Origin of the sequence: Streptomyces sp. PU-14G (assembly GCF_041028275.1) — a bacterium.
Lineage (GTDB): Bacteria > Actinomycetota > Actinomycetes > Streptomycetales > Streptomycetaceae > Streptomyces.
This window is the reverse complement of sequence record NZ_JASKYT010000067.1, coordinates 1-26,083: the sequence shown is the minus strand read 5'-3', so window position 1 is coordinate 26,083 and position 26,083 is coordinate 1. Positions and strand designations below refer to the sequence as shown.

Sequence of the window (26,083 nt, the reverse complement as noted above, 5' to 3'; positions counted from 1 at the left end):
CTGGTGAACGTGCTGGTGGGCGGGGCGGTGGGGGTCGGCATCAGACCAGTTCCTCCGTTCCCGCCTTGCGCATGTAGACGCTGACCATGATCAGGATGAGGGCCATCAGGAGGAAGGACATCGCTGCCGCCGTCGGATAGTCCAGGACGTTGAGGAACTGCTTCTGGATGGCGTTGCCGACCATCTGTTCGTTCGGAGAGCCCAGGAGCTGGGCGTTGATGTAGTCGCCGGAGGCCGGGATGAAGGTGAGCAGGGTGCCCGCCACGACGCCGGGCAGCGAGAGCGGGAAGGTCACCTTCCGGAAGGTGGTGGCCGGCGTGGCGTACAGGTCGCGGGCGGCCTCGTGCAGCGAGGTGTCGATCCGCTCCAGCGAGCTGTAGAGCGGCAGGATCATGAAGGGCAGGAAGTTGTAGGTGAGCCCGCAGACCACCGCGAGGGGCGTGGCGAGCAGGCGCTCGTCACCTGTCAGCCCCAGCCAGCTCGTCACGTCGAGCACGTGGAGGGAGCTGAGGGCGCCGACCACGGGGCCGCCGTCGGACAGGATCGTCTTCCACGCCAGGGTGCGGATGAGGAAGCTGGTGAAGAACGGCGCGATCACCATGACCAGCACCAGGTTGCGCCACCGACCGGCCCTGAAGGCGATCATGTAGGCGAGCGGGTATCCGATCGCCAGGCAGAGGACCGTAGCGGTGGCCGCGTAGCCGAACGAGCGGAGGAAGTGTTCGCCGTAGGAGGCCAGCGCGTCGGTGTAGTTGGAGAACTGCCAGGTGACCCGGAAGCCCTCCTCCAGTGAGCCGCTCTGGACCGAGGTGGAGGCCTGGTAGAAGAGCGGCGCGACGAAGAAGACGGCGAGCCACAGTCCAGCGGGCAGCAGCAGCCAGTACGGGGTCAGCTTGCGCCCGGGCCGCCCGCCCCCGCCGCCCGAGCCGGGGCCTGCGCCGACGCCGTCGTCGGCACCCGTGCCGTCCTTCGGTCCCGTTGGCGTGTCGGAGGTCCCCGCAAGGGGCGCCAGGGCTGTCACAGGACCTCCTCGCCCGCTGCCGCGTCCTGGGCCGCGTCCAGGGCGAAGGTGTGGGCGGGCCGCCAGTGCAGCACGACGTCGGCTCCGGCGGTGAGCCTGGTATCGCGCTCCACGTTCTGTTCGTAGACGGTGAGCTCGCAGCACGCCGGGGTCTCCACCAGGTACTGCCAGGACACGCCGAGGTAGCCGGCGTCCTTGATGCGGCCGGTGAGCCTGTTGTCGGTCGCGGGGACGGTGTCCGCCTCGTCCGGGTGGACGAGGGCGATCTTCTCGGGTCGTACGCCGACGAGCACCTTCGTGCCCGTCTCGACACCCTCGACGGCGCAGCGGCTCGTGGGCAGCCGCAGCGTGACGTCGGCACCGGCCACCTTGACCTGGGTCTCGGCGGGCACCTCCGCCACGGGCGCCCCGACCCCCTCCCTCGATGCCCCGGCCTTCTCGGACGTCTCGGCCTCCGCCGGACCCTCGGCCCCCGCCGGACCCTCGGCCCCCGCTGGGCTCTCGGCCTCCGCCGGCGTCCCGGCTTCCACGGGTGGTTCCTCCCTCTCGGGTGTCTCGGCCCCCGCCGGCGGCCCGGTGGAGGCGGCGGCCGGCCCGACGGTCTTCTCGCGGGAGAGGACCTCGGCCTCGATCAGATTCGAGGTGCCCAGGAAGTTGGCGACGAAGGTGGATCGGGGGTTCTCGTACAGGTCGGCGGGCGGGCCGAGTTGCTCGACGCGGCCTCGGTACATCACGGCGACGCTGTCGGCCATGGTCATGGCCTCTTCCTGGTCGTGCGTGACGTGCACGAAGGTGATGCCGACCTCCGTCTGGATCCGCTTGAGTTCCAGCTGCATCTGGCGGCGCAGCTTGAGGTCGAGCGCCCCCAGTGGCTCGTCGAGGAGCAGGACGCGCGGCCGGTTGATCAGCGCGCGGGCGAGCGCCACGCGCTGTTGCTGGCCGCCGGAGAGCTGCCGTGGTGTGCGCCGGGCCATGTCACCCAGTTGCACCAGGTCGAGCATCTCGGCCACCTGGTTCCGTACGGATTTCACGCCGCGACGCCGCAGTCCGAAGGCGACGTTCTCGGCTATGTCGAGGTGGGGGAAGAGCGCGTAGTTCTGGAAGACGGTGTTGACGGGACGCTTGTGCGGGGGCAGGCGCGTGATGTCGTCATCACCCAGCAGGATTCTGCCGCCGGTCGGCTCCTCCAGCCCCGCGAGCATGCGGAGGGTGGTGGTCTTGCCGCAGCCGGAGGCGCCGAGAAGGGCGAAGAAGGAACCTTCGGGAATGGTGAGGTCGAGCGGGTGGACGGCGGTGAAGTCGCCGAAGGTCTTGCTGATACCGGAAAGAGTGATGGTCATGGCCGGTCCTCGAAGGAGGGGCTGGTCCCGGCGAGCCGTGGGCGTCCCTCGGCGAACGGGGAAACCCGGACCCGGCCCGGGGCGGCTGCCCGACGGACGGAGGTGGATGCGAAGACGCGTGCGGTGCGGAGTCTCCTCGTGGAACGGAGTCTCTGGCGGCGGCACTCCGTGGAACGGAGTCTCTGGCGGCGCCTCCTCATGGAACGGGCTCTCCGACGGAGGCGCTTCGTGGGGGCGGAGGCGCTCTTTTTTTGGGGAGGGACAGAGATACTTCGTGGAAGGGAGGCGCCTCCCGAGGCGGAGAGGGGCCTCGCCCGTCGCGGGTCCCTGCGGTCTCACGCCCCGATGAGCTTGGAGAACTTCTCCTCGTACCGTGCCTCTTCCTTGGCGCTCATCGGGCGGAAGTTCTTGCCCTTGGCGATCATGTGCTGGTCGGGGAAGACGAGTGGGTCCTCCGCCAACTCCTTGTCGATCTTCTCCATCTCTGCCTTGGCCCCGGAGACCGGGCAGATGTAGTTGACCCACGCGGCCAGCTGCGCGGCCACGTCGGGCTGGTAGTAGTAGTCGATCAGCGCTTCGGCGTTGCTCTGGTGGCGTGCCTTGGCGGGGACGAGCAGGTCGTCCGTACCGAACAGATAGCCGCGGTCGGGCACCGCGAAGGCGATGTCGTCGTTGTCCATCTGGAGTTGCACGATGTCGCCGGCCCAGGCCAGGCAGGCGGCGATGTCGCCGGAGTTCAGCTCGTCCAGGTAGTCGTTGCCACTGAAGCGCCGCAGCTGTTTGCGGTCCACCGCCTTCTGGATGCGGGCGATCGCCGCGTCGAACTGGTCCTCGGTGAAGTGCTCGGAGTCGGCCCCCATGTCGAGCATGGTCAGACCGACGGTGTCGGTCATCTCCGTCAGCATGGATATCCGGCCCTTGAGAGCGTCGTCCTCCAGCAGTTGCGTGACGCTGGTGATCTTCTTCCCGTTGGTGGCTTTCTTGTTGTAGGCCACGATGCAGGCGGTCCCCGCCCAGGGGTAGCTGTACTGCCGTCCGGGGTCGTGCGCCGCCGCGCGGAACCGGTCCTCCAGGTTGGTGACCGCGTGCGTCATGTTCGCCGGGTCGAGCCGCTGCACGTAGCCCTGCCTGATGAGGCGGCCCGCCATCCAGTCGGAAAGGCAGATCAGGTCGCGCCCGGTGCTCTGTCCCGCCGCGAGCTGAGGCTTGATCTTCCCGTAGAACTCGTTGTTGTCGTTGATGTCCTCGACGTACTTGACCCTGATCCCGGACTGGCTCTCGAAGTGGTCGAGCGTCGGGTGCTTCTTCTTGTTCTTCTCGTCGACGTCGATGTAGAGCGGCCAGTTGGCGAAGTTGAGGACCTTCTCCTTCTTGGAGTAGTCGGGGGCGTCCTCGGCTCCTTCACCACCCTTGCTGCCTGCCGCGGGCGGGATGCCGCAGGCGGCCAGGGTCGTTCCGGCGGCGGCGAGGGAGGCGGCGCGCAGCAGTCTGCGCCGGGACATCGCGGCACGACCGCTGGTCAGACCGCGCTCCCACGCCTTGGCAACGGGCTCCGGCAGGCCTTCGTACAGGTCCATGAGGGACCGCCTTCCTGAAGAAGGGAGGGGAAGGGGTGGGGTGGGGCGGGGTGAAGGAACGGGGACGGAAACGGGGACGGAGGGCGGTGAAGCAGGGCTGGAGCAATAAGGGCGGCCTCGCCGCTCGGCGGTGGCGCACCGGCGCTCAGCAGTGGTGCGCCGCCACTCAGCAGTGGTGCGCCACCGCTGGACGTGGCGCGCCGCCGCTCAGCGGTCGCCGAAGACCGTACGGTGCCAGTCCTTGCGTACGACGCCCGTCGTCTCCGACATGACGTGCTTGATCTGGGTGTACTCCTCGAAGGAGTAAGCGGACATGTCCTTGCCGTGCCCTGAGGCCTTGTATCCGCCGTGCGGCATCTCGCTGATGATCGGGATGTGGTCGTTGAGCCACACGCATCCGGCCTGGATCTCGCGGGCGGCGCGCCCGGTGCGGAAGACGGAGCGGCTCCAGGCGGAGGCGGCCAGCCCGTAGGGGGTGTCGTTGGCCAGCGCGATGCCCTCGTCGTCGGTGTCGAACGGGAGGACGACGAGGACCGGCCCGAAGATCTCCTCCTGCACGACCTCGCTGTCCTGCGGGGCCGAGGTGATGAGTGTCGGCCGGTAGTAGGCGCCCTTGGCGAGTTCTCCGCCGGGGGCCTCGCCGCCGGTGACGACGGTGGCGTAGGCGCGGGCCCTGTCCACGAAGCCGGCGACCCGGTCGCGCTGCGCGTGCGAGATCAGCGGGCCGAGATCCGTGTCCTGGGCGAACGGGTCACCGACCCGGACGCCGCTCATCAGGTCGGCGACGGCGCTGACGAACGCGTCGTAGAGCGGACGTTGCACATAGGCGCGGGTCGCGGCCGTGCAGTCCTGGCCCGTGTTGATCAGCGCGCCCGCGACAGCGCCGTGAGCGGCGGCTTGCAGGTCCGCGTCGTCGAACACCAGGAAGGGTGCCTTGCCGCCCAGTTCAAGGTGGAGGCGCTTGGCGGGCCGCGAGGCCGTGGTGGCGATCTCGGCGACTCGGCGGCCGACGGCGGTGGAGCCGGTGAAGGAGGTCATGGCGACGTCGGGGTGGGCGACCAGTGCCTCGCCCGCGTCCCGACCCGCGCCCGTCACGATGTTGACGACCCCGTCAGGGATGCCGGCCTCCGCCGCGGCCTGCGCGAACATCAGGGAGGTGAGAGGGGTCAGCTCGGAGGGCTTGAGCACGATGGTGTTGCCCGCGGCCACGGCGGGCAACACCTTCCAGGCGGCCATCTGGAGCGGATAGTTCCACGGAGCGATGGAGCCGATGACGCCGAGCGGTTCGCGGCGGACGGCCGAGGTGTGCTCACCGCTGTACTCGGCCGCTGCGGCACCCGTGAGATGGCGTGCCGCGCCCGCGAAGAAGGCCACGTTGTCGAAGGAGCCGGGCACGTCGAACTCGGCGGACAGCTTGAGGGGCTTGCCGCACTGGAGCGACTCGGCGTACACGAACTCGTCGGTCAGCTCGGCCAGCCGGGCGGCCCAGCGGTGCATGGCGTCCGAGCGCTCGGCCGGGGTGGCGCCGGCCCAGCCGGGGAAGGCCTCCCGGGCGGCGCGGACCGCGGCGTCGACGTCGGCCGGTCCTGCGAGCGCGAAGGTGTGGATGTCCTCTCCCGTGGCCGGGTCGACGAGCGCGTGTGAGCGACCCGAGGTGCCGGGACCGAGCCGTCCGGCTACGTACTGGGCACCCGCGGCGAACCGTTCGGACACATCGAAGCGCTGAACCATCGGGACTCCTGACCACTACGGCGTGCGACGTCTTGCGGTGGTCCCACGGCACGGCTGGCGTCGTCCGCCGACCCGCGCCCCACTGACGCTCGACCGTGGCCCGGACCACTGTTGGCAGCCGATCCTGACAGGGGTTCGTCCATCCAACAAGGGATTCCGTAGTCATCTTTTGATTACGCCACGGAATCTGAACTCTGTTGCCTGTGCCGCCCGGCCAACGGCAATCCCGGGGCGCCCGCCTGCCGCAAGGCCTCGCGAGACCGCCGCGCGCGGAACGCCGAGACGCCCCACGAGCGTGCGGCGAGCCGTACCGGGCGAGCCCTGCGGCGACGCGAGGGCAGTGCGGGATCGCCCGCCGCGGACACTCGCCCGGCGGGGCGTGCAGACACCTGTCCGTGAGGCACGAACAAGCATCTGTCCGGGCGGGGAAGCAGCTTCCGTCCGGACACGGAAACGGTTGCTCCGCCCGCCTGGAAGGAGCTACTCGTCCGGCTCCTTCCGACAGCGTGCGGTCAGCTCATGGCAGAGAGACGGTCGGCTCACGCGAGAGAGGCGGTCGGCTCATGGCAGAGAGGCGGTCGGCTCACGCGAGAGAGGCGGTCGGCTCATGGCAGAGAGGCGGTCGGCTCACGCGAGAGAGGCGGTCGGCTCACCGCAGGAAGACGGTCGGTTCGTGGCGGCGGAGCGCTCAGCAGCCCCGCCGCGCTGTCCCGGTCACTTGGGGAGCCACAGCGCCGCAGGTGCGGCACCCGCGTCCCTGGCGTCGTAGGAGGTCCCGCTGCCGCCCGGGCCCGAATCGCCGCCGGTCTCGTCGGCCCAGACCGTCAGGGAGAGCACCAGCAGCAGGCTGACGATCACCGAAAGAGTGAGGCTGACGATGCCCAGCACGAAGCCGGCCGTCGCCTGTGCCCGGCCGCCCAGCTCTCCCCTGCGCACCGCCCGCCGGGCGCTGATCCCCAGGAGGAGCGCGACGGTGGAGGAGATCACGCTGAGGAAGCTGCCCCAACAGGTGATGATCAGCACCGCGCTGACGATGCCGACCACCATGGCGGCGATCGACTTGCCGGCCGACAGAGGCGGCCCCTGCCACCCGTACCCGTAGGGGACGTACGCGGCCGTACCGTGGCTGCCGTAGCCGCCCTGCGCGCCGTACCCCGCTCCGCTGCCGTACGCGCCGGCCGTGGGGTATCCCGCGGAGGCGGGATACTCGGGGAGGGCGCCGCCGTACACGCTCTGCGCTCCCCCTCCGGCGTGCCCGCTCTGCCCTCCGTACGCGGCGCCCGCCGCCGTGCCGTACGAGCGGCCAGGTCCGTCCGGCGCCAGCGGTATCGGGGGCGGTTGGTCGCCCTCCTGGTTCTTGTCGCCGCTTCCGCCGGGCTGCCCCGGCGCTCCGGAAGACGGCGGTTGTCCCGCCCCGTGGCTCATCGTGTCCCCTCTCGTGCCCTCCCCTTACTCCCCGTCCATGCTATGCGGCGGCCCGGACAAGGCTCCCTGCCGACTCCCCTCGGGCACGCACAGCCGTCACACCCCACGTCACCCGGGCTCTGGGCCCGCGGGCGCGTGGCGGCGCCTACGATGATCCGGTCCCTCAAGGAGCTGGAGGCACCTGTTGTCCGATTCTTCCGACCTGACCGCCTTCATCGCGGGGCTGCCCAAGGCGGAGCTGCACGTCCACCACGTCGGTTCCGCCTCGCCCCGTATCGTCGCCGCACTCGCGGCGCGCCACCCCGAAGCGGGCGTACCGGCCGATCCGGAAGCGCTCTCGGAGTACTTCACGTTCACCGACTTCGCCCACTTCATCAAGGTCTACCTCTCCGTGGTGAATCTCATCCGGGACGCGGAGGACGTGCGGCTGCTCACCTACGAGATCGCCCGCGACATGGCGCGCCAGTCGGTCCGCTACGCGGAGCTGACCGTCACGCCTTACAGCTCGGTCAGCCGCGGCATTCCGGACGGAGCCTTCCTGGAGGCGATCGAGGACGCCCGCCGGTCGGCGGAACGGGAGCTCGGCGTGGTGCTGCGCTGGACGTTCGACATCCCCGGTGAGGCAGGGCTGGAGTCGGCGGAGGAGACCACCCGTATCGCTACCGAGATGACGCCCGACGGACTGATCTCCTTCGGCCTCGGTGGACCGGAGATCGGTGTGCCCAGGCCGCAGTTCAAACCGTACTTCGACCGCGCGCTGGCCATCGGGCTGCACAGCGTGCCGCACGCGGGCGAGACGACGGGGCCCGAGACGATCTGGGACGCCCTCACCTCGTTGCGCGCCGAGCGCATCGGTCACGGCACGAGCGCGGTACAAGACCCCCGGCTGCTGGAACATCTGGCGGAGACCCGGATCCCGTTGGAGGTGTGCCCCACCTCCAACATCGCGACCCGTGCCGTGGAGTCGCTGGAGAACCATCCGCTCGCCGAGATGGTCAAGGCGGGCGTCCTGGTCACGATCAACAGCGACGATCCCCCGATGTTCGGCACGGATCTCAACACCGAGTACGGCATCGCGGCGCGGCTGCTGGGGCTGGACGCGCCCGGGCTGGCGGCGCTCGCCCGGAACGCGGTGCAGGTGTCCTTTCTCGACGCCCCCGGCAAGGCACGGCTCTGCGAGGAGATCGACACCTATCTGGCCACCTGGCAGCGTCCGCAGTGACAGTCCCAGGTCCGCTGCGCGAAGTGACCGCTGTCGCCCACCGGGGCGCGCCCTTCGTGGCCCGGGAGAACACCCTGCCCTCCTTCCGTGCCGCCGTGACGGCGGGCGCCGACGCCGTCGAGCTGGACGTACGGCTCACCCGCGACCAGGTCCCGGTGGTGTTGCACGACCGCACGCTGGCGCGGCTGTGGGGCCGGGACGTCGCGGTGGCCGAGCTGCCCAGGCAGCGGCTGGCTTCCCTGGCGGCGGGCGTGCCCACGCTGGTCGAGGCACTGGCCGCCACGCGGGCGGTGCGCACGCTGATCGATCTTCCTGACCCGGGGGCCGTACCGGCCACGGTGGCGGCTGTGCGGGAGGCGGACGCAGCGGAGCGCGTGTACTACTGCGGCGGCCCGGTGGCGATGCGGCGGGTACGCGCCGCGGAACCGGGCGCGGAGGTGGCGCTGAGCTGGGATCGGGCAGCCCCTGTGCGCCCGACGCTGCTGGAGGAGCTGCGCCCCCGCTGGCTCAACTACGGTTTCGGGCTGCTCACTCCTCAGCTGGTGGCCCGCGCGCACGCCGACGGCCGTCTCGTCTCCGCCTGGACGGCCGACCGGATGCGCACCATGCGCCGGCTCGCGGCGATGGGCGTGGACTCGATCACCACCAACCACATCGAGCGGCTCGTCCGCGACCGGGAGAACGCGGCAGGGGCGCACGGTTGGAGCAGGGCTGTTACATGAGCGGCTTACCGTGGGAGCGGGGGGAGTGGTTGGCTTCCCTCCGACGCCTACGCACTCGGGAAACGGAGCCACCGTGATCATCTTCGGCACCACCAGCAAGCTGGTGCAGCTGGCCATGCTGAACCTGCTCTGCGGTTTCTGCGGCAATCCGGCTGCGCACCCGCTGCGCAAGCGGGTCACGAAGTTCTCCCTGTTCTTCATCCCGCTCTTCCCGATCGCGCCTGCGAAGCACTCGATCCAGTGCACGTTCTGCGGCGCCGGGACGGAGATCTCCAAGGAGTCGGCGGAGCAGATGCTCGCGCACGGCGGCGCGCCCGGCGGTCAGTTCGGCCCGCAGCAGGGCGGCAACGTTCCGCAGCAGCCGGGCGGGGTGCAGGACGGCAACCCCTTCGCCTCCCAGCAGCCGCAGAACCCGTACCAGTCCTGAGGCGGTAACGCGCTTCAGGCGGCGCGCACGGGGCGCCGCCGAGGCTGGGGCACACACGAGGGGCCCGTACCCACCGCGGTGGGTACGGGCCCCTCGTGTGTCCCCGTCAGAGCCGGTGTGAGAGCGGGGCTCAGCCTGCCGCGTGGCTCACAGCGCGGTCATCACGTGCTTGACCCGGGTGTAGTCCTCCAGCCCGTACATGGACAGGTCCTTGCCGTAGCCGGACTTCTTGAAGCCGCCGTGCGGCATCTCGGCGACGAGCGGGATGTGGGTGTTGATCCACACGCAGCCGAAGTCGAGCGCCTTGGAGAGCCGCATGGCGGTGCCGTGGTTGGTCGTCCACACGGACGACGCCAGCGCGTAGTCGACGTCGTTCGCCCACTGGACGGCCTGCGCCTCGTCGGTGAACTTCTGGACGGTGATCACGGGGCCGAAGACCTCGTTCTGGATGATCTCGTCGTCCTGCTTGAGCCCGGAGACCACGGTGGGCGCGTAGAAGAAGCCCTTGTCGCCGACGCGTTCGCCGCCCGCCTCCACCTTGGCGTGGGCCGGCAGGCGGTCGATGAAGCCCGCGACCTTCTCCAGGTGGGTGGGGTTGTTCAGCGCGCCGTAGAAGCAGTCCTCGTCGCTGAGGTCGCCCGTCTTGACCTCGGCCGCCGCCTTGGCGAGGGCCTGCACGAACTCCTCGTACACGCCCTCCTGGACGAGCACGCGGGTGGCCGCGGTGCAGTCCTGTCCGGCGTTGAAGAAGCCGCCGTCCCTGATGCCCTCCACAGCGGCCGGGATGTCGGCGTCGTCGAAGACGATGCAGGGGGCCTTGCCGCCCAGTTCCAGGTGGACGCGCTTGAGGTCCTTGGCGCCGCTGGCCGCCACCTCCATGCCGGCCCGGACCGAACCGGTGATCGAGGCCATGGCCGGGGTGTCGTGCTCGACGAGCAGGCGCCCTGTGTCGCGGTCGCCGCAGACGATGTTGAAGACCCCCTTGGGCAGGATCTCGCCCATCACCTCGGCCAGGAAGACCGTGGAGGCCGGGGTGGTGTCGGAGGGCTTCAGCACCACGGTGTTGCCCGCGGCCAGCGCCGGGGCGAACTTCCACACGGCCATCATCGCCGGGTAGTTCCACGGCGCCACCTGCGCGCACACGCCGATGGGCTCGCGCCGCACGAAGGAGGTGAGGCCCTCCATGTACTCGCCGGCCGCCTTGCCGTCCAGCATCCTTGCCGCACCGGCGAAGAAGCGGATCTGGTCGAGCATCATCGGCAGCTCCTCCTGCCGGGTCAGCTCCAGCGGCTTGCCGCAGTTCTCGCACTCGGCGGCCAGCAGCTCGTCGGCGCGCTTCTCCAGCGCGTCGGCGATCTTGAGGAGCGCCTGCTGGCGGGTGCCGGGCGTCGCGTCGCGCCAGGCCGGGAAGGCGGCCTCGGCGGCGGCCATCGCGGCGTCGACGTCGGCGGCGCCGGACAGCGGCGCCGTCGCGTACGCCTCACCCGTCGCCGGGTTGACCACCTCGGTGGTCCGGCCGTCAGCGGCGTCCCTGAACTCCCCGTCGATGTAGTTGCGCAGTCGACGCAGCTCGGTGGTCACTTCGCACCCCTCCTGCTCCGTTGTCCATTGGGTGAGACTGCCAGCCTAACCGGCTGACCAACGTTTTCGATACACCTGACCGCATCGAACAACGGATTCAGTTTTTACTCGGTCCGATCACTGCGGATTACATCGCTCACGGGTTGCGGGACGGAGGAGGTCTCATGCACAGTGGCACCTGTGGCTCGCGACTCGAAGAAGACAGGCGGCTCCTCCTCCCTGGATGCCGTGTCCCTGGCGATCATCGAACAGCTCCAGGAGGACGGACGGCGTCCGTACGCCGCCATCGGCAAGGCCGTAGGCCTGTCCGAGGCGGCCGTGCGGCAGCGCGTCCAGAAGCTCCAGGAGCAGGGCGTCATGCAGATCGTCGCCGTGACGGATCCGCTGACCGTCGGCTTCATGCGCCAGGCGATGCTCGGCGTCACGGTCGACGGGGACGTCGAGCCGGTCGCCGACGCGCTCGCTCAGATCGACGAGGTCGACTACGTCGTGATCGCGGCGGGCTCGTACGACCTGCTGGTCGAGATCGTGTGCCACGACGATGACCATCTCCTCGAGCTGATCAACAAACGCATCCGGACCATGCCGGGCGTGCGCTCGACCGAGAGCTTCGTCTACCTCAAGCTGCGCAAGCAGACCTACACATGGGGAACGCGATAACAGTGAGCAAGGACAGTCAGGCCAACCAGGGGAACAAGGACCTCTCCCGCACCGCGCACGACCACCTGTGGATGCACTTCACCCGCATGTCGTCGTACAGGGACGCACCGGTGCCGACCATCGCCCGCGGTGAGGGCGTCTACATCTACGACACCGACGGCAAGCGCTACCTCGACGGCCTGGCGGGCCTGTTCGTCGTCCAGGCGGGGCACGGCCGCGCAGAGCTGGCCGAGACGGCCAACAAGCAGGCGCAGGACCTGGCCTTCTTCCCCATCTGGTCCTACGCGCACCCCAAGGCCGTCGAGCTGGCCGAGCGGCTGGCCCACTACGCGCCGGGCGACCTGAACAAGGTCTTCTTCACCACCGGCGGCGGCGAGGCCGTCGAGACGGCGTGGAAGCTGGCCAAGCAGTACCACAAGCTGACCGGCAACCCGATGAAGCACAAGGTCATCTCCCGGGCCGTCGCCTACCACGGCACGCCCCAGGGCGCCTTGTCCATCACCGGCCTGCCGGCGCTCAAGGCACCCTTCGAGCCGCTGGTCCCCGGCGCGCACAAGGTGCCGAACACCAACATCTACCGCGCCCCGCTGCACGGCGACGACCCGGAGGCCTTCGGCCGCTGGGCCGCCGACCAGATCGAGCAGCAGATCCTCTTCGAGGGTCCGGAGACCGTCGCCGCGGTCTTCCTGGAGCCGGTGCAGAACGCGGGCGGCTGCTTCCCGCCGCCGCCCGGCTACTTCCAGCGGGTCCGCGAGATCTGCGACCAGTACGACGTGCTGCTCGTCTCCGACGAGGTCATCTGCGCCTTCGGCCGACTGGGCACGATGTTCGCGTGTGACAAGTTCGGCTACGTGCCCGACATCATCACCTGCGCCAAGGGCATGACCTCCGGGTACTCCCCGATAGGCGCCGCGATCATCTCCGACCGCCTCGCCGAGCCGTTCTACCAGGGCGACAACACCTTCCTGCACGGCTACACCTTCGGCGGCCACCCGGTCTCCTCGGCCGTCGCCCTGGCCAACATCGACATCTTCGAGCGCGAGGGCCTCAACCAGCACGTGCTCGACAACGAGGCGAAGTTCTTCCAGACGCTGCAGAAGCTGCACGACCTGCCGATCGTCGGCGACGTGCGCGGCAACGGGTTCTTCTACGGCATCGAACTCGTCAAGGACAAGGCGACCAAGGAGACGTTCACGGACGAGGAGTCCGAGCGGGTGCTCTACGGCTTCCTGTCCAAGGCACTGTTCGAAAACGGCCTCTACTGCCGCGCCGACGACCGCGGTGACCCGGTCATCCAGCTGGCACCGCCGCTGATCTCCGACCAGAAGGTCTTCGACGAGGCCGAGCAGATCCTGCGGTCCGTACTGACGGAGGCGTGGACGAAGCTGTAAACCGCTTCCTGCCGCTCGTCGCGCCAGTCGAACGGGGGCGGGGGCATCGGTTCCAGTGACCGATGCCCCCGCCTCTCGTTTCACCCTCCAGAGGGAACGAAGGATCGCGATGTTGAGTGGAGGTGCCCGCATGGCCGCCCCGCCGGACGACGTGCTCTGGGCCCGCGGACTGCACTACGCCTACGACGGCTCACCCGCCCTGCAGGGCGTCTCCTTCGGCATCCGGGAGGGAGAAGTCGTCGCCGTCAGCGGCCCCCGGGGCAGCGGAAAGACCACCCTGCTGCGCTGTCTGTCCGGACGGATGCTGCCCGCACAGGGCGAGGTCTGGTTCAACAGCTCTCCCGTGCACACGCTCGGCCGCGCGGCCCGCGAGCGGCTGCGGCTGCACCGCTTCGGCTGGATCGACAGCAGCCCCCACCTCGTCGCCGAGCTGACCGTCTGGGAGAACGCGGCCCTCCCCCTCCTGCTGCACGGCACCGGATACCGCGCCGCCCGCAAGCAGGCCTGCGCGTGGCTGGACCGGCTCGACGTGGGCGACTGCGCCCGCAAACGGCCCGCCGCGCTGCGACAGGCCGAACGGCAGCGCGTCGCCGTCGCGCGCGCCCTCGTCCACTCCCCCGCCGTGCTCTTCGCCGACGAGCCGACCGCACCGCTCCACCGCACGGACCGCGCCCAGGTCCTGCGCACCCTCAGCGCGGCTGCCCGCTCGCACGGCATCACCGTCGTTCTCGCCACCCACGACCTCACGCTCACCCGGACGGCACGCACCGCCGACGAGACCGGCGCCGCCCTCGCGGACCGGATCTTCACCCTGGCGGACGGGCGCCGTTCCCGCACCCCTCCCGCCGAGGACCCGCAGGGCCCCGCGACACCGGAGGGCACGGCAGCATGCTCACTCTCCGTCTGACCCTGTGGGCGCCACCCCTGGCGCAGTTGCTGAGGCTGCTGCTCGTGTGCGCGTCGGCAGGCGTCGGCCTCCTTCTCCTCCAAGCCCTCTCCCGCGCTCTGGAGGACCCCACACGCCCCGCAGCAGCCCTGCCGGGGCTGCTGTGGTGCCTGATCCCCCTCGCGGTCACCGCCCACCTCGCCGCCGCCCTCGCGCGGGCCGAGCCCGGCGCCCCCCTCCGCTCGGGACTGGACGCGGCAGGCCTGGGTCCCGTACGGCTCCCCCTGCTGGTCGCCCGCACGGCCGCGGTTCCCTGTGCGGTGGGCGGCGGACTGGCACTCCTGGTCACGGTGCGGGGACAGGACGGCGCCGACGGCGGGGCACCCGCCGTGAACCTCCCCGGTACCGGTGCCGAGCTGCCCCTCGCGCAGGAGACCCTGCCGCTGCCGGCGGCGCTGACGTTGCTGAGTGCCGTTCCCCTGCTGGCCGCGCTCGCCGCCGCCTGGGCTGCCGGCACAGGGACGGCGGCTGCCGCTGCCGCACCGTGCGAACAGACCCCGAACGGGCGACGCTCCGCCGGCACGGCCGCACTCGCGGCAGGCCCCGCGCTGGCCGGCGCCGGGCTGCTGCTGGCCGCCTACGCGGTCCGGCACGCACCGGAGGCCGGCTCCGCAGGCGCGGGGACACCGCGGGCAGCGGAACTGGCCTCCTCGCCGCTGGCCGCCGGGTGGCTGCTCACGGCGCTCGGCCTGGTGTTGGCCGGCCCGGCGTTGACCGGCCTGGCCGGGCGGCTGCTGGCCGCGGGACGCCCAGGGGCGGTACGGCTGCTGGCGGGAAGAGCCCTCGATCGCGAGTCCGCCCGCTTGGGGCGCCCGTTGGCCACGCTCGGCGTGGTGGGCGCCGCCGCGCTGGTCGCCGTCCGCGCGCGGCTGGCAGGGACGGAACTGCCCGCTCCCGGCCCCCTGGGGGCACTGGCCGCGGCGCTGGTCGCCTGCTGCGTGGGCGGGGTGACGCTGGCGGCGTCGGCCAGGGCGCGCCGCTCCAGGGCGCCGGTGGCTGTGCTTCTCGAGCGGCTCGGTGCTTCTCGCGGGACGAGGCGCGCGGTTGCGGCGGTGCGGGTGGCGGTCGTCGCGACGGTGCTCACCGTGCTGGTGCTGGGGGCGGGCCTACTGACTCCGCTGCCGCCGCACTGATTCTCCGGTTGCCGGCGCGGACCCTCCGGAGCCCGCGCCGACCGCCGGGGCCCGCTGCGACACCCCCGCGGCCGGGCCGCCCCGCAGGCCCCCCTCAGGAGCAGCCCGCGGCCGGCGTGCAGCTTCGTTGTTCCCTGCGCGCCGGTCCCGGGGCCCCGCGACATCTTCACGCGTCGCCCTTGCGTGTTCCGGTGCTCCCCTCGTCCGGTCCGGTGAGGGCGACCACCTCTCGTGGATCGAAGACGGCGCCCACTTCGGCGCCCTCCTCCGGAGCGTCCCGCAACGTGCAGGCGGCCTCCAGGGGCGGTCCGTCCTGCGGGCGCAGCAGCACGGTGACCGTGGACGCGTCCCCGCCACGGAACGTGCGCGCCTCCACCGTGCAGCGCAGCCCCTCCTTTGGAGTCCGCAGCGAGACCCCTCCCGGGCGCACGAGCAGTTCGGTGGCGCCCTGCGGAGTGCCCTCGGGGACGGCGAGTTTCCCCCAGGCGGTGTCGGCCGCCTCGCCGTCCACGGTGGCGGGGGTGAGGTTGTCGAAGCCGAGGAAGCGGGCCACGAACGGGGAGGCGGGACGCTGCCAGACCTCCAGCGGGCTGCCGGTCTGTGCGATGCGGCCCTCCCTCATGACCACCACACGGTCGGCGAGCGCGAAGGCCTCGCCGTGGTCGTGCGTGACGGCGAGCACTGTGGTGCCCAGCCGCTGGAAGAGGGCCCGCAGTTCGACGACGAGGCGCTCGCGCAGCCCGCGGTCGAGCTGCCCCAGCGGCTCGTCCAGCATCAGCAGCCGCGGCTCGGGCGCCAGCGCGCGGGCCAGTGCCACGCGCTGCTGCTCGCCGCCGGACAGCGCTGTCACACTGCGCCGTCCCGCACCGGGCAGCCCGACGAGCTCCAGCAGTTCGGCGACCCTGCGCTCGGTCTCGGCGCGGCCCATCCGGTGCATGCGCGGCCCGAAGGCGACGTTTCCTGCCACGTCCCGCTGGGGAAAGAGCTGTTGGTCCTGGAACATCAGGCCGACACCCCGCTTGTGCGGAGGAACGGCGCTCTGGTCCCGCCCGGAGAGCAGCACGCGGCCCTCGTCGGCTCGTTGGAGTCCGGCGACGACGCGCAGGAGCGTGGACTTCCCGCTGCCACTGGGGCCCAGTACGCACACCGTCTCGTGCTCGGACACCTCCAGGTCGACCGCGTCCAGCGCCGTGTGCGTCCCGAACCGTACGGTCACGCCGTCCAGTCGCAGCATTCAGAACTCTCCCTGGCTGTCGGTCCTCACGCGCTCCAACGCGAAGAGAACGGCCGTGCAGACGAGCATCAGGATGGTGCTCAGAGCCATCGCCTGGCCGTAGTTGGACTCCCCCGCGCGGCCCAGCATCCGGGCCACGGCCACCGGCAGTGTCGGCATGTCCGGACGCGCGATGAACACGGTGGCGCCGAACTCGCCCAGGGAGACGGCGAAAGCGAAGCCCGCGGCCACCAGGAGGGCCCGGCGTACCAGCGGGAAGTCGACCTCCCTCCAGGCACGCAGGGGTGAAGCTCCCAGTACGGCGGCGGCCTCACGCAGACGGACGTCCACGGCCCGCAGGACGGGCAGCATGGTGCGGATGACGAAGGGCACGCCCACCAGCGCCTGCGCCAGGGGTACCAGAATCCATGTCGAGCGCAGGTCGAGCGGGGGCTCGTCCAGGGCGATGAGGAAGCCGAATCCGACGGTGACGGCAGAGGTGCCCAGCGGCAGCATCAGCAGGGCGTCGAATCCCCGCACCAGCCGGCCGGCGCGGGAGGCACCGCCGTTCTTCCGTGTGACGGTCAGGGCCGCGGCGGCCAGCCCACCGACCACCAGGGCGATGGCAGTCGCCACCGCGGCGTACGCGAGGGAGTTGCCGATGGCTTCCACGGGAGCGACGACGAAGGTGGCGCTGTCCGTCTGTCCGGCCAGGTCGCGGAAGGAGGTGAGCCCGTATCCGTCCGGCCCGTCGAACGCCCGCTGGACCAGCACGAGCAGCGGCACGACGGTGAGCACGAGGATCACGGCCAGTACGCAGCACAGCACCGTCCACTGGCCGGCCCCCGCCGGGCGCCGTGCGGTGTGTTCCGCAGGCAGGAGGCGGAGCGCCGTCTCCCGCTTTCTCAGTGACCAGGCGTGCACGGCCAGCAGGGCCGCCACGGCGACGAACTGGAGCAGCGTCAGCACCGCGGCGGTCGGCAGGTCCAACAGGGAGGCGGTCTGGCGGTAGATCTCCACCTCCAGCGTGGCGAAGCGCGGCCCGCCGAGCACCTGGATGACGCCGAAGCTGGTGAAGGTGAACAGGAAGACGATGAGGGCCGCGGCACCGACGGACGGCGCCAACGCGGGCAGGGTGACACGCCGCCACGCGGTGAACCGTCCGGCGCCCAGCATCCGTGCCGCCTCCTCCTGGCGCGGGTCCAACTGGGACCAGAAACCGCCGACCGTACGGACGACGACGGCGTAGTTGAGGACCACGTGTGCCAGCAGAATGGCCCACACGCTGGTGTCCAGGCGCAGTCCGAACCACGCGTCAAGGGCCCCTCCGCGCCCGGCGAGCGCGAGGATCGCGGAGCCGATGACGACGGTCGGCAGGACGAACGGCACGGTCACCACCGCGCGCAACAGCCGCTTGCCGGGGAAGTCGAGCCGCGCGAAGACCCAGGCGGCGGGCAGCGCCAGGGCGAGGGTCAAAGCTGTGGAGGCGGCTGCCTGCCACACGGTGAACCACAGCACCTTCAGAGTCCCGGCGTCACCGAGCACCTGCCCGAGCCGCTCCAGGTGCCAGTGGCTGCCGGCACGCAGCCCGCGCCCGACGATCGCGGCGACGGGGTAGCCGAAGAAGACGGCGAAGAACGCCACCGGCACGGCCATCAGCCCGAGCCGCACCCAAGTGCCCCGGTCCCGGGGGCGGCGGGTGCGGCTTCCGGGGGCTATTTCACGGCGAGCGAGGTCCACGTCTTGATCCACCGCTCACGGTTCTTGGTGATCTTTTCGGGGGGAAGAGTGGCCGGATCCTCGATGGTCTGGCCGTACTTGGTGAACAGCTGCGGCAACTCCGCGTCCTCGCGGACCGGGCTGACGAACATCTGCAGCGGCAGGTCCTCCTGGAACCGCTTGCCGAGCAGGAAGTCGAGCAGCTTCTTGCCGCCCTTGGTGTTCTTCGCCCCGGCGAGCAGTCCGGCGTACTCGGTCTGCCCGAAGCACGTCCCCTTCGCGACGCCTGTGGGCGCCTGCGCGGGCGGGTTCTTGTCACCCAGCACCTCGACGGGCGGGCTGGAGGCGTAGGAGACGACGAGAGGCTTGTCGCCCTTGCCCTTGCCGCCGCGTGACCCGGTGAAGCGGTCGTTGTAGGCCTGCTCCCAGCCGTCGACGACCTCCACACCGTTGGCCCGCAGCTTCTTCCAGTAGCCCTGCCAGCCCTTCTCGCCGTACTCGGCGATGCTCGCCAGGACGAAGGCCAGCCCGGGCGAGGAGGTGGCGGCGTCCTCGGTCACCAGGAGGTCCTTGTAGCGGGGCTTGGTCAGGTCGTCCAGGGTGCGCGGGGGTTCGAGTTTCTTGTCCGCGAACCACGCGCGGTCGTAGTTGACGCACACCTCGCCGGTGTCGACGGGGGTGACCCGGTGCTTCTTCCGGTCGGCCTGGAGCCGTTCGGGAACCTTGTCCAGCCCCTTGGCCCGGTACGGCGTGAAGACGCCCCGGTCGAGGGGGCGGGAGAGGAGGGTGTTGTCGACGCCGAAGAAGACGTCTCCCTGCGGGTTGCCCTTGTTGAGGACGGCCTGGTTGACGGCGGCTCCGGCGTCGCCGCCACGGAGCACCTTGACCTTGTAGCCGGTCTTCTTGGTGAAGTCCCGAAGAACGGACTTGGAGACGGCGAAGGAGTCATGCGTGACGAGAGTGACCGTCTTGGAGTCCCCGCCGCCGCCCGAGCCGCCGCAAGCGGTGGCGAGAAGGGCGAGGGTGAGGGCGGCTGTGGTGGCAGCGGCGGCGCGCCGCACGTGCGTGTTCATCAAGGCATCGACTTCCTACCCGGCATGACCCGGGCGAGGTTCGAGGGTCTGCGGCACGTACGGGACGGCCGCACTCTCAGCGCTGTGAGCGCTCCCCTGTCGGCTGTTCGGTTGTGTGCGGATACCGGCCGGTCGGTGGCGAGCCGGCATCAGCGGTCGGTCGCAGCCGGTTTCGACTGCGCGGTGGGGTGCCGTTCGGGCACACCCCATCGAACAGTACCAGCCGGGCCCAACTACACGGTCGTCAGCGTTCCGTCGCCGCGAGCTGGCCGCACGCTCCATCGATCTCCTGGCCCCGGGTGTCCCGGACGGTCACCGCCACACCGTGCGAGGCGAGCGTCCGCACGAACTCGGCCTCGTCCTCGGGGCGGGAGGCGGTCCACTTCGAGCCGGGCGTCGGGTTGAGCGGGATGAGGTTGACGTGCACCCGCTTGCCCTTCAGCAGCCGCCCCAGCAGGTCGGCACGCCACGCCTGGTCGTTGATGTCCCTGATCAGGGCGTACTCGATGGAGACCCGGCGCCCGGACTTGGCCGCGTACTCCCAGGCCGCGTCCAGCACCTCCCTGACCTTCCAGCGGGTGTTGACGGGGACGAGGGTGTCGCGCAGCTCGTCGTCGGGGGCGTGCAGCGAGACCGCCAGGCGGCATTTGAAGCCCTCGTCGGCGAAGCGCAGCATGGCCGGAACCAGACCCACGGTGGAGACGGTGATGCCCCGCTGCGAGATTCCCAGCCCGTCCGGCTCCGGGTCGGTCAGCCTGCGGATCGCCCCGATGACCCGCTTGTAGTTCGCCAGCGGTTCGCCCATGCCCATGAAGACGATGTTCGACAACCGCGCCGGACCACCCGGCACCTCGCCGTCCCGCAGCGCACGCATACCGTCGACGATCTGGTGGACGATCTCGGCGGTGGACAGGTTGCGGTCCAGCCCTGCCTGGCCGGTCGCGCAGAACGGGCAGTTCATGCCGCAGCCGGCCTGTGAGCTGATGCACATGGTGACCCGGTCCGGGTAGCGCATCAGCACGGACTCCACCAGCGTTCCGTCGTGCAGCTTCCACAGCGTCTTACGGGTGGCATCGTCGTCACAGCTGATGTGCCGCACCACGCTCATCAGCTCGGGCAGCAGCTCGGCGGCCAGCTTCTCGCGGGCAGCGGCGGGGATGTCCGTCCACTGCTCGGGGCGGTGCTCCAGCCGCGCGAAGTAGTGCTGGGAGAGCTGCTTGGCGCGGAACGGCTTCTCCCCCGCCGCGGCAACGGCGTCCCGCCGCTCGGCGGGGCTGAGGTCGGCGAGGTGCCGCGGCGGCTTCTTGGCTCCGCGCGGCGCGACGAACGTGAGTTCTCCGGGTGCAGGCATAGCTCATCCAGTGTCGCAGACCCGCGACGGTGCTCTCTCAGCCTGCCCCGACGAAGATCACCAGGAGCAGCCAGACAACGGGGGCCGTCGGCAGCAGGGAGTCGAGGCGGTCCATGATGCCGCCGTGCCCCGGCAGCAGAGTGCCCATGTCCTTGATGCCCAGATCACGCTTGATCATCGACTCGCCCAGATCGCCCAGGGTGGCACTGACCGCGACGGCCAGTCCCAGCAGCAGCCCCTGCCACCAGCTGCCGTCGTCGATCAGGAACTGGGTGCACAGTGCCCCCGCCGCCATGGCGAACGACACCGCGCCGATCAGGCCCTCCCTGGTCTTCCCCGGACTGATGCGGGGCGCCAGCTTGTGCCGTCCGAAGCGCCAGCCCACGGCGTAGGCGCCGGTGTCGCTGACGACGGTGAGGATCAGGAACGTCAGCACCCGCCGCGGCCCGTCGTCGGCCGCCAGCATGAGGGCGACGAAGGTGGCGAGGAACGGGACGTAGAAGGCGGCGAAGAGGCCCGCCGTCACGTCTCGCAGGTAGTCGGCAGGCGGCTGGGCCATCCGCCACACGAGCACCGCGAGAGCCGTGAGGGCCATCGCCACCCAGGCCCCCTCCGCGCCCCGCAGGTACCCGGCGATGGTCATGGCGGCCCCGCCCACCGCCAGAGGTACCAGAGGGGCGCTGATGTCCTTGCGCTCCTTGAGCCGCGAGGTCAGCTCCCACAGACCGACGACCACGGCGACGACGATGACACCGAGGAAGACGGGCTTGTAGAAGAAGAGCGAGGCCAGGATGACCACGCCGAGACCGAGGCCGACCCCTATGGCGGCCCGCAGGTCGCGTCCGGCACGCTTCTTGCCCTCCCCCGCGGCCGGCGCCGTGGCCGCACCCTCGGGGGCGTCCGGCTGCTCGTGCGGACGGTTCGGCTGCGCGTGCGGCCGGTCCTGATCGTGGGGCTGCGCGCCGCCCGTGGAGTCGGCGGGGCCGGGTCCTGGTCCCGGGCCTGGGACACCGGGGCGTTCCGGGCGGCTGGAGGGGCCGCCTCTCTCGTCACCGGGGTCCCCCGGGTCGGACACAATGGGCATACGCCGAGTCTGCGACGCATCACCCCCCACGTCGTGCACGGGGACGCTCACGTCGCGCGTGGAGAGGTGACCATCGCCCGGGCGGGGCATCGCCGACGGGGCGGCGGACCCCTGTTCGCCAGGGCCCCGGTACCCCGCTGGTTGCGGCGCTCCCCAGGATGAGTCGTTCACAGATTGCAGCCTTCGACCTCGGACCTTGAGACGGGGACCTCAGACTTCGAGCAGCTCGGCCTCCTTGTGCTTGAGCAGCTCGTCCACCTGTGCGACGTACTTGGCCGTGGTGTCGTCGAGTTCCTTCTCGCCCCTGCGGCCCTCGTCCTCGCCGACCTCGCCGTCCTTGACGGCCTTGTCCATGGTCTCCTTGGCCTTGCGCCGCACGCTGCGAATGGAGATCTTGGCGTCCTCGCCCTTGTTCTTGGCGACCTTGATGTACTCCCGGCGCCGCTCCTCGGTCAGCTCAGGGAACGTCACCCGGATGATGTGGCCGTCGTTCGAGGGGTTGACGCCCAGGTCCGAGTCGCGGATGGCCTGTTCGATGTTGCGCAGCGAGCTCTTGTCGAACGGGGTCACCACCGCCATCCGGGGCTCCGGAACGGAGAACGACGCCAGCTGGTTGATCGGCGTCATCGTGCCGTAGTACTCCGCCACGATCTTGTTGAACATCGCCGGGTGCGCACGGCCGGTGCGGATAGCGGCGAAGTCCTCCTTGGCGACGACGACCGCCTTCTCCATCTTTTCCTCGGCTTCGAGGAGGGTCTCTTCGATCACCACGTGCTCCTGGTTCGATGAATGAGCCTGACTGCTTCATCCGGGGCTGTGAGCTGTCGGCCGCCCCGCGGGCCGCCCCGGCCCCCGCAGTGCACTGATGCCTGCACGGTGTCCGACCGGCAGGCTGTTGTCCATCCCCGTACCGGGCCGTTCCGGTACCACGGTGTTGCCATACCACGGCGTTGCGACCCCCGCGGCACGACGCCACAGGTCCGCGCCGCGGTGTGGCCGACGCGTCGGGGCACCACCGGCCCGTACGGACCGCACGGGGGCCCGGACCGCCGACAGGACCGGACCACCGACAGGACCGGGCCGGCGGTGGGGCCGGTCAGGCCCGGGTGCCCTGGTTGCTCACCAGGGTGCCGATCTTCTCACCCTTGACCGCGCGGGCGATATTGCCTTCGGCGAGCAGTTCGAAGACGAGGATGGGCAGCTTGTTGTCCCGGCAGAGCGTGATCGCGGTCGCGTCGGCGACCTTGAGGTCGCGGGTGATGACCTCGCCGTACTCGAGCGCGTCGAACTTCACCGCCGCGGGGTTGCTGCGCGGGTCGGAGTCGTAGACGCCGTCCACGCCGTTCTTGCCCATCAGCATCACCTCGGCGTTGATCTCCAGCGCACGCTGGGCCGCGGTGGTGTCGGTGGAGAAGTACGGCATGCCCATACCGGCGCCGAAGATGACGACCCGGCCCTTCTCCAGGTGCCGGATCGCGCGCAGCGGGATGTAGGGCTCGGCGACCTGCCCCATGGTGATGGCGGTCTGGACGCGCGAGTCGATGCCCTCCTTCTCCAGGAAGTCCTGGAGCGCGAGGCAGTTCATGACCGTGCCCAGCATGCCCATGTAGTCGGAGCGGGCCCGGTCCATACCGCGCTGCTGCAGTTCGGCGCCGCGGAAGAAGTTGCCGCCGCCGATGACGACGGCGATCTCGGCGCCGTCCCGGCAGACCGAGGCGATCTCCCGTGCCACCTTGTGCACGACGTCGGGGTCGACACCGAGACCACCGCCCCCGGCGAACGCCTCGCCGGAGAGCTTCAGCAGGAAGCGCCGGCGGCTGTCACCGTCGTTGCCGGTGTCATTGCTAGTCATGGAGATCTCCTCGTGCACATACGAAAGAGGCCACTGCCGTCGGACCCTCGCGGTTCCCTCTGCGGCAATGGCCTCCTCGTCACAACTGCCCTGTGCCCGACCTTATCGGGCCCGTGCCGGTTCCGTGCGCGGTGCCCGGTGTGTACGGGGCACGCGCTGGCGGAACCGGCCTGCGGGATACGTCAGGACCGGGCGCTTCAGGCGCCGACGCGGAACCGGGCGAAGCGCTTCAGCGACACACCGGCCTCCTCCAGGACCTTAGCCACGGACTTCTTGTTGTCCTTGGCGAAGGGCTGGTCGAGGAGAGTGTTCTCCTTGAAGAAGCCGTTGACCCGGCCCTCGATGATCTTCGGCAGAGCCTGCTCGGGCTTGCCCTCCTCGCGGGCGGTCTCCTCGGCGATCCGGCGCTCGTTGGCGACCGTCTCCTCCGGGATGTCCTCGCGGGTCAGGTAGGCCGGGGAGAAGGCGGCGATGTGCTGCGCGACGTCCTTGGCGATGTCGGCGTTCGCCGAGTCCAGCTCGACCAGCACGCCGACCTGCGGGGGCAGGTCCGGGCTCGTGCGGTGCAGGTAGGAGCCGACGAACGCGCCGGAGAACTGCGCGAAGCGGTCCAGCACGATCTTCTCGCCGAGCGTCGCGTTGGCCTCGTCGACGTAGGCCTGGACGGTCTTGCCGGCCTCGATCTCGGAGGCGAGCAGCGCGTCGATGTCGGCCGGGGAGGTGGCCTCGACGTGCTTGGCGATGGATTCGGCAACGGCGAGGAACTTGTCACCCTTGGCGACGAAGTCCGTCTCGCACTTCAGCTCGACCAGCACGCCGGCGGTGTTGTCGTCGGCGAGGAGGGCGACGACCGCGCCGTTCTCGGCGGTGCGGCTCTCGCGCTTGGCGACGCCCTTCTGGCCCTTGACGCGAAGGACCTCGACGGCCTTGTCGACGTTGCCCTCGGCCTCGTCCAGCGCCTTCTTGCAGTCCATCATGCCGGCGCCGGTCAGCTCCCGGAGCTTCTTGACGTCGGCGGCGGTGTAGTTCGCCATGGTCTGTGAATCTCTTCCCGGAAAGTCGAAAAGTCGATGAGGATGAATGTGGATCACACGAGCGCTGCCCAGGTCACGGCTGGACGGCGGGGGCGCCCGGCCCCCGCCGTCTCACCATGAACCCCGACGGCCCACGCGGTCCACGTGGACCGGTCGGTCAGCCCTGCTCGGCGGCGGCCGTCGGCTGCTCGCCCTCGCCGGCCTGCTCGGCGGCGGCCGGCTCGGTCTCGGCGGCGGGCTGCGCCTCGGCGGCCGGCTGCTCCTCGGCGGGCTTCGCGGCCTCGGCCTCGGCGGCCGGCTTCTCGGCGGCCTTCTCGCCCTCCAGGAGGTCGCGCTCCCACTCGGCCAGCGGCTCACCGGCGGCCTTCTCGCCCTTGCCCTCGGCGGAACCGCCGGACGAACGGGCGATGAGCCCCTCGGCGACCGCGTCGGCGATCACGCGGGTGAGCAGCGTGACGGAGCGGATCGCGTCGTCGTTGCCCGGGATCTTGTAGTCGACCTCGTCCGGGTCGCAGTTGGTGTCGAGGATCGCGACCACCGGGATGTTGAGCTTGCGCGCCTCACCGACGGCGATGTGCTCCTTCTTGGTGTCCACGATCCAGACGGCGCTGGGCACCTTCTGCATCTCGCGGATGCCGCCGAGGGTCTTCTCCAGCTTCGCCTTCTCGCGGGAGAGGACCAGGAGCTCCTTCTTGGTGAGACCGGAGGCGGCCACGTCCTCGAAGTCGATCTGCTCCAGCTCCTTGAGGCGCTGCAGCCGCTTGTAGACGGTCGAGAAGTTGGTCAGCATGCCGCCGAGCCAGCGCTGGTTCACGTAGGGCATGCCCACGCGGGTGGCCTGCTCGGCGATGGCCTCCTGGGCCTGCTTCTTGGTGCCGACGAACATGATGGAGCCGCCGTGCGCGACAGTCTCCTTGACGAACTCGTAGGCGCGGTCGATGTACGACAGCGACTGGAGCAGGTCGATGATGTAGATGCCGTTGCGCTCGGTGAAGATGAAGCGCTTCATCTTCGGGTTCCAGCGGCGGGTCTGGTGCCCGAAGTGGACGCCGCTCTCCAGCAGCTCCCGCATCGTGACGACGGCCATGGCCGTTCTCCTTGGGTTACTCGGTTGTCGTCAGCGGAGGCGGACGCCTCCGCTTGCCTGACGCCCCTGCGCGCCGCCCTGAGAGGCCGAATGACGACTGCTCCTGGGACCGAGATGCGCGGCCACCGGGTGAGGGTGGCGGGGCGTGCGAAGTCAGCCCGGTCACCCGGGCCGCACCAGCAGTGTACGGGACCGCGGAGGCGGGCCGCGCCGGGCGGGGGCGGACAGTACCCGGAGGTGGCCAGGACCCGGGGCSKMSKMCGMCCCGGGWSTGGCAGGGGCCCCAGGGCCCCCCCCCCCCCCCCCCCCCCCCCCCCCCCCCCCCCCCCCCCCCCCCCCCCCCCCCCCCCCCCCCCCCCCCCCCCCCCCCCCCCCCCCCCCCCCCCCCCCCCCCCCCCCCCCCCCCCCCCCCCCCCCCCGCCCGGTCACCCGGGCCGCACCAGCAGTGTACGGGACCGCGGAGGCGGGCCGCGCCGGGCGGGGGCGGACAGTAC

Annotated in this window: 22 protein-coding genes and 1 riboswitch; of the genes, 7 read left to right on the top strand and 15 right to left on the bottom strand. The window is 70.6% G+C overall.

Features of this window, described 5'->3' with window-relative positions; all coding sequences use genetic code 11:
- Nucleotides 1-40: 40 nt before the first annotated feature.
- The 5 genes from AB8Z75_RS11185 to AB8Z75_RS11165 form a co-directional block, all read right to left on the bottom strand.
- A complete protein-coding gene (locus AB8Z75_RS11185) occupies nucleotides 41-1,012 on the bottom strand; it encodes an ABC transporter permease (protein ID WP_369201317.1) in 972 nt (323 codons plus the stop codon).
- Nucleotides 1,013-1,017: 5 nt separating this feature from the next.
- Complete coding sequence (locus AB8Z75_RS11180) at nucleotides 1,018-2,361, bottom strand: ATP-binding cassette domain-containing protein (RefSeq protein WP_369201314.1); 1,344 nt, start codon at nucleotides 2,359-2,361, stop codon at nucleotides 1,018-1,020.
- Between the two features lie 335 nt (nucleotides 2,362-2,696).
- The gene (locus AB8Z75_RS11175) at nucleotides 2,697-3,938 is read right to left on the bottom strand and encodes a spermidine/putrescine ABC transporter substrate-binding protein (RefSeq protein ID WP_369201313.1); all 1,242 of its coding nucleotides are present in this window, start codon (nucleotides 3,936-3,938) and stop codon (nucleotides 2,697-2,699) included.
- A 207-nt stretch (nucleotides 3,939-4,145) separates the two neighbouring features.
- Complete coding sequence (locus tag AB8Z75_RS11170; protein WP_369201312.1) at nucleotides 4,146-5,669, bottom strand: gamma-aminobutyraldehyde dehydrogenase; 1,524 nt, start codon at nucleotides 5,667-5,669, stop codon at nucleotides 4,146-4,148.
- 714 nt (nucleotides 5,670-6,383) lie between these two features.
- Nucleotides 6,384-7,094, bottom strand: coding sequence for a DUF4190 domain-containing protein (locus AB8Z75_RS11165; RefSeq protein WP_369201311.1), 711 nt, complete (start codon nucleotides 7,092-7,094; stop codon nucleotides 6,384-6,386).
- 184 nt (nucleotides 7,095-7,278) lie between these two features.
- Between AB8Z75_RS11165 and AB8Z75_RS11160 the strand changes: the two genes are divergently transcribed.
- The 3 genes from AB8Z75_RS11160 (at nucleotide 7,279) to AB8Z75_RS11150 (ending at nucleotide 9,465) form a co-directional block, all read left to right on the top strand.
- Nucleotides 7,279-8,316, top strand: coding sequence for an adenosine deaminase (locus AB8Z75_RS11160; RefSeq protein WP_369201310.1), 1,038 nt, complete (start codon nucleotides 7,279-7,281; stop codon nucleotides 8,314-8,316).
- 14 nt (nucleotides 8,317-8,330) lie between these two features.
- The gene (locus AB8Z75_RS11155) at nucleotides 8,331-9,038 is read left to right on the top strand and encodes a glycerophosphodiester phosphodiesterase (protein WP_369201316.1); all 708 of its coding nucleotides are present in this window, start codon (nucleotides 8,331-8,333) and stop codon (nucleotides 9,036-9,038) included.
- A gap of 73 nt (nucleotides 9,039-9,111) precedes the next feature.
- Nucleotides 9,112-9,465 (top strand): zinc-ribbon domain-containing protein, encoded by a 354-nt coding sequence (locus tag AB8Z75_RS11150; RefSeq protein ID WP_369201309.1) that lies wholly within the window; start codon nucleotides 9,112-9,114, stop codon nucleotides 9,463-9,465.
- 147 nt (nucleotides 9,466-9,612) lie between these two features.
- Here AB8Z75_RS11150 and AB8Z75_RS11145 read toward each other — a convergent pair whose 3' ends face one another.
- Complete coding sequence (locus AB8Z75_RS11145) at nucleotides 9,613-11,046, bottom strand: gamma-aminobutyraldehyde dehydrogenase (protein ID WP_369201308.1); 1,434 nt, start codon at nucleotides 11,044-11,046, stop codon at nucleotides 9,613-9,615.
- Nucleotides 11,047-11,217: 171 nt separating this feature from the next.
- Here AB8Z75_RS11145 and AB8Z75_RS11140 point away from each other — a divergent pair, with 171 nt between their 5' ends.
- The 4 genes from AB8Z75_RS11140 (at nucleotide 11,218) to AB8Z75_RS11125 (ending at nucleotide 15,176) form a co-directional block, all read left to right on the top strand.
- Nucleotides 11,218-11,706, top strand: a complete 489-nt coding sequence (locus AB8Z75_RS11140; RefSeq protein ID WP_369201307.1) for an Lrp/AsnC family transcriptional regulator — start codon at nucleotides 11,218-11,220, stop codon at nucleotides 11,704-11,706.
- On the top strand, nucleotides 11,691-13,097 hold the full coding sequence (locus AB8Z75_RS11135; protein WP_369201306.1) for an aspartate aminotransferase family protein: 1,407 nt from the start codon (nucleotides 11,691-11,693) through the stop codon (nucleotides 13,095-13,097). Before AB8Z75_RS11140 ends, AB8Z75_RS11135 begins: the two co-directional genes overlap by 16 nt.
- Nucleotides 13,098-13,227: 130 nt before the next feature.
- On the top strand, nucleotides 13,228-14,004 hold the full coding sequence (locus tag AB8Z75_RS11130; protein ID WP_369201305.1) for an ABC transporter ATP-binding protein: 777 nt from the start codon (nucleotides 13,228-13,230) through the stop codon (nucleotides 14,002-14,004).
- Nucleotides 13,986-15,176, top strand: coding sequence for a hypothetical protein (locus tag AB8Z75_RS11125; protein WP_369201304.1), 1,191 nt, complete (start codon nucleotides 13,986-13,988; stop codon nucleotides 15,174-15,176). Before AB8Z75_RS11130 ends, AB8Z75_RS11125 begins: the two co-directional genes overlap by 19 nt.
- A gap of 166 nt (nucleotides 15,177-15,342) precedes the next feature.
- On the opposite strand, the gene AB8Z75_RS11120 is transcribed toward AB8Z75_RS11125, so the two are convergent.
- The 9 genes from AB8Z75_RS11120 to rpsB all read right to left on the bottom strand — a co-directional run bounded on the left by AB8Z75_RS11120 (nucleotide 15,343) and on the right by rpsB (nucleotide 25,589).
- Entirely contained in the window at nucleotides 15,343-16,410 is a 1,068-nt protein-coding gene (locus AB8Z75_RS11120) for an ABC transporter ATP-binding protein (protein ID WP_369201303.1), read from the bottom strand.
- Complete coding sequence (locus AB8Z75_RS11115) at nucleotides 16,411-18,045, bottom strand: ABC transporter permease (RefSeq protein WP_369201315.1); 1,635 nt, start codon at nucleotides 18,043-18,045, stop codon at nucleotides 16,411-16,413.
- A 59-nt stretch (nucleotides 18,046-18,104) separates the two neighbouring features.
- Nucleotides 18,105-19,181, bottom strand: coding sequence for a thiamine ABC transporter substrate binding subunit (locus AB8Z75_RS11110; RefSeq protein WP_369201301.1), 1,077 nt, complete (start codon nucleotides 19,179-19,181; stop codon nucleotides 18,105-18,107).
- A riboswitch (TPP riboswitch) is annotated at nucleotides 19,177-19,289 on the bottom strand. Its footprint overlaps the gene before it by 5 nt.
- A gap of 136 nt (nucleotides 19,290-19,425) precedes the next feature.
- The gene (rlmN, locus tag AB8Z75_RS11105) at nucleotides 19,426-20,532 is read right to left on the bottom strand and encodes a 23S rRNA (adenine(2503)-C(2))-methyltransferase RlmN (RefSeq protein ID WP_369201300.1); all 1,107 of its coding nucleotides are present in this window, start codon (nucleotides 20,530-20,532) and stop codon (nucleotides 19,426-19,428) included.
- 37 nt (nucleotides 20,533-20,569) lie between these two features.
- Nucleotides 20,570-21,787 carry a phosphatidate cytidylyltransferase gene (locus tag AB8Z75_RS11100; protein ID WP_369201299.1) on the bottom strand — a complete coding sequence of 406 codons (1,218 nt, stop codon included), beginning with the start codon at nucleotides 21,785-21,787 and terminating at the stop codon, nucleotides 20,570-20,572.
- A gap of 39 nt (nucleotides 21,788-21,826) precedes the next feature.
- Entirely contained in the window at nucleotides 21,827-22,384 is a 558-nt protein-coding gene (frr, locus tag AB8Z75_RS11095) for a ribosome recycling factor (protein ID WP_369201298.1), read from the bottom strand.
- Nucleotides 22,385-22,712: 328 nt separating this feature from the next.
- Nucleotides 22,713-23,468 (bottom strand): UMP kinase, encoded by a 756-nt coding sequence (gene pyrH / locus AB8Z75_RS11090; protein WP_369201297.1) that lies wholly within the window; start codon nucleotides 23,466-23,468, stop codon nucleotides 22,713-22,715.
- A gap of 197 nt (nucleotides 23,469-23,665) precedes the next feature.
- The gene (gene tsf, locus AB8Z75_RS11085) at nucleotides 23,666-24,502 is read right to left on the bottom strand and encodes a translation elongation factor Ts (RefSeq protein WP_369201296.1); all 837 of its coding nucleotides are present in this window, start codon (nucleotides 24,500-24,502) and stop codon (nucleotides 23,666-23,668) included.
- Between the two features lie 157 nt (nucleotides 24,503-24,659).
- Nucleotides 24,660-25,589 carry a 30S ribosomal protein S2 gene (gene rpsB, locus AB8Z75_RS11080; protein ID WP_369201294.1) on the bottom strand — a complete coding sequence of 310 codons (930 nt, stop codon included), beginning with the start codon at nucleotides 25,587-25,589 and terminating at the stop codon, nucleotides 24,660-24,662.
- Between the last annotated feature and the right edge of the window lie 494 nt (nucleotides 25,590-26,083).

Excerpts from the sequence above, each read along its gene's own strand:
- AB8Z75_RS11180 (WP_369201314.1), bottom strand. The coding sequence starts at position 2,361 with ATGACCATCACTCTTTCCGGTATCAGCAAGACCTTCGGCGACTTCACC.
- AB8Z75_RS11175 (WP_369201313.1), bottom strand. The coding sequence starts at position 3,938 with ATGGACCTGTACGAAGGCCTGCCGGAGCCCGTTGCCAAGGCGTGGGAG.
- AB8Z75_RS11170 (WP_369201312.1), bottom strand. The coding sequence starts at position 5,669 with ATGGTTCAGCGCTTCGATGTGTCCGAACGGTTCGCCGCGGGTGCCCAG.
- AB8Z75_RS11165 (WP_369201311.1), bottom strand. The coding sequence starts at position 7,094 with ATGAGCCACGGGGCGGGACAACCGCCGTCTTCCGGAGCGCCGGGGCAG.
- AB8Z75_RS11135 (WP_369201306.1), top strand. The coding sequence starts at position 11,691 with ATGGGGAACGCGATAACAGTGAGCAAGGACAGTCAGGCCAACCAGGGG.
- AB8Z75_RS11130 (WP_369201305.1), top strand. The coding sequence starts at position 13,228 with ATGGCCGCCCCGCCGGACGACGTGCTCTGGGCCCGCGGACTGCACTAC.
- AB8Z75_RS11125 (WP_369201304.1), top strand. The coding sequence starts at position 13,986 with ATGCTCACTCTCCGTCTGACCCTGTGGGCGCCACCCCTGGCGCAGTTG.
- AB8Z75_RS11120 (WP_369201303.1), bottom strand. The coding sequence starts at position 16,410 with ATGCTGCGACTGGACGGCGTGACCGTACGGTTCGGGACGCACACGGCG.
- AB8Z75_RS11115 (WP_369201315.1), bottom strand. The coding sequence starts at position 18,045 with ATGGCCGTGCCGGTGGCGTTCTTCGCCGTCTTCTTCGGCTACCCCGTC.
- AB8Z75_RS11110 (WP_369201301.1), bottom strand. The coding sequence starts at position 19,181 with ATGAACACGCACGTGCGGCGCGCCGCCGCTGCCACCACAGCCGCCCTC.
- rlmN (WP_369201300.1), bottom strand. The coding sequence starts at position 20,532 with ATGCCTGCACCCGGAGAACTCACGTTCGTCGCGCCGCGCGGAGCCAAG.
- pyrH (WP_369201297.1), bottom strand. The coding sequence starts at position 23,468 with ATGACTAGCAATGACACCGGCAACGACGGTGACAGCCGCCGGCGCTTC.
- tsf (WP_369201296.1), bottom strand. The coding sequence starts at position 24,502 with ATGGCGAACTACACCGCCGCCGACGTCAAGAAGCTCCGGGAGCTGACC.
- rpsB (WP_369201294.1), bottom strand. The coding sequence starts at position 25,589 with ATGGCCGTCGTCACGATGCGGGAGCTGCTGGAGAGCGGCGTCCACTTC.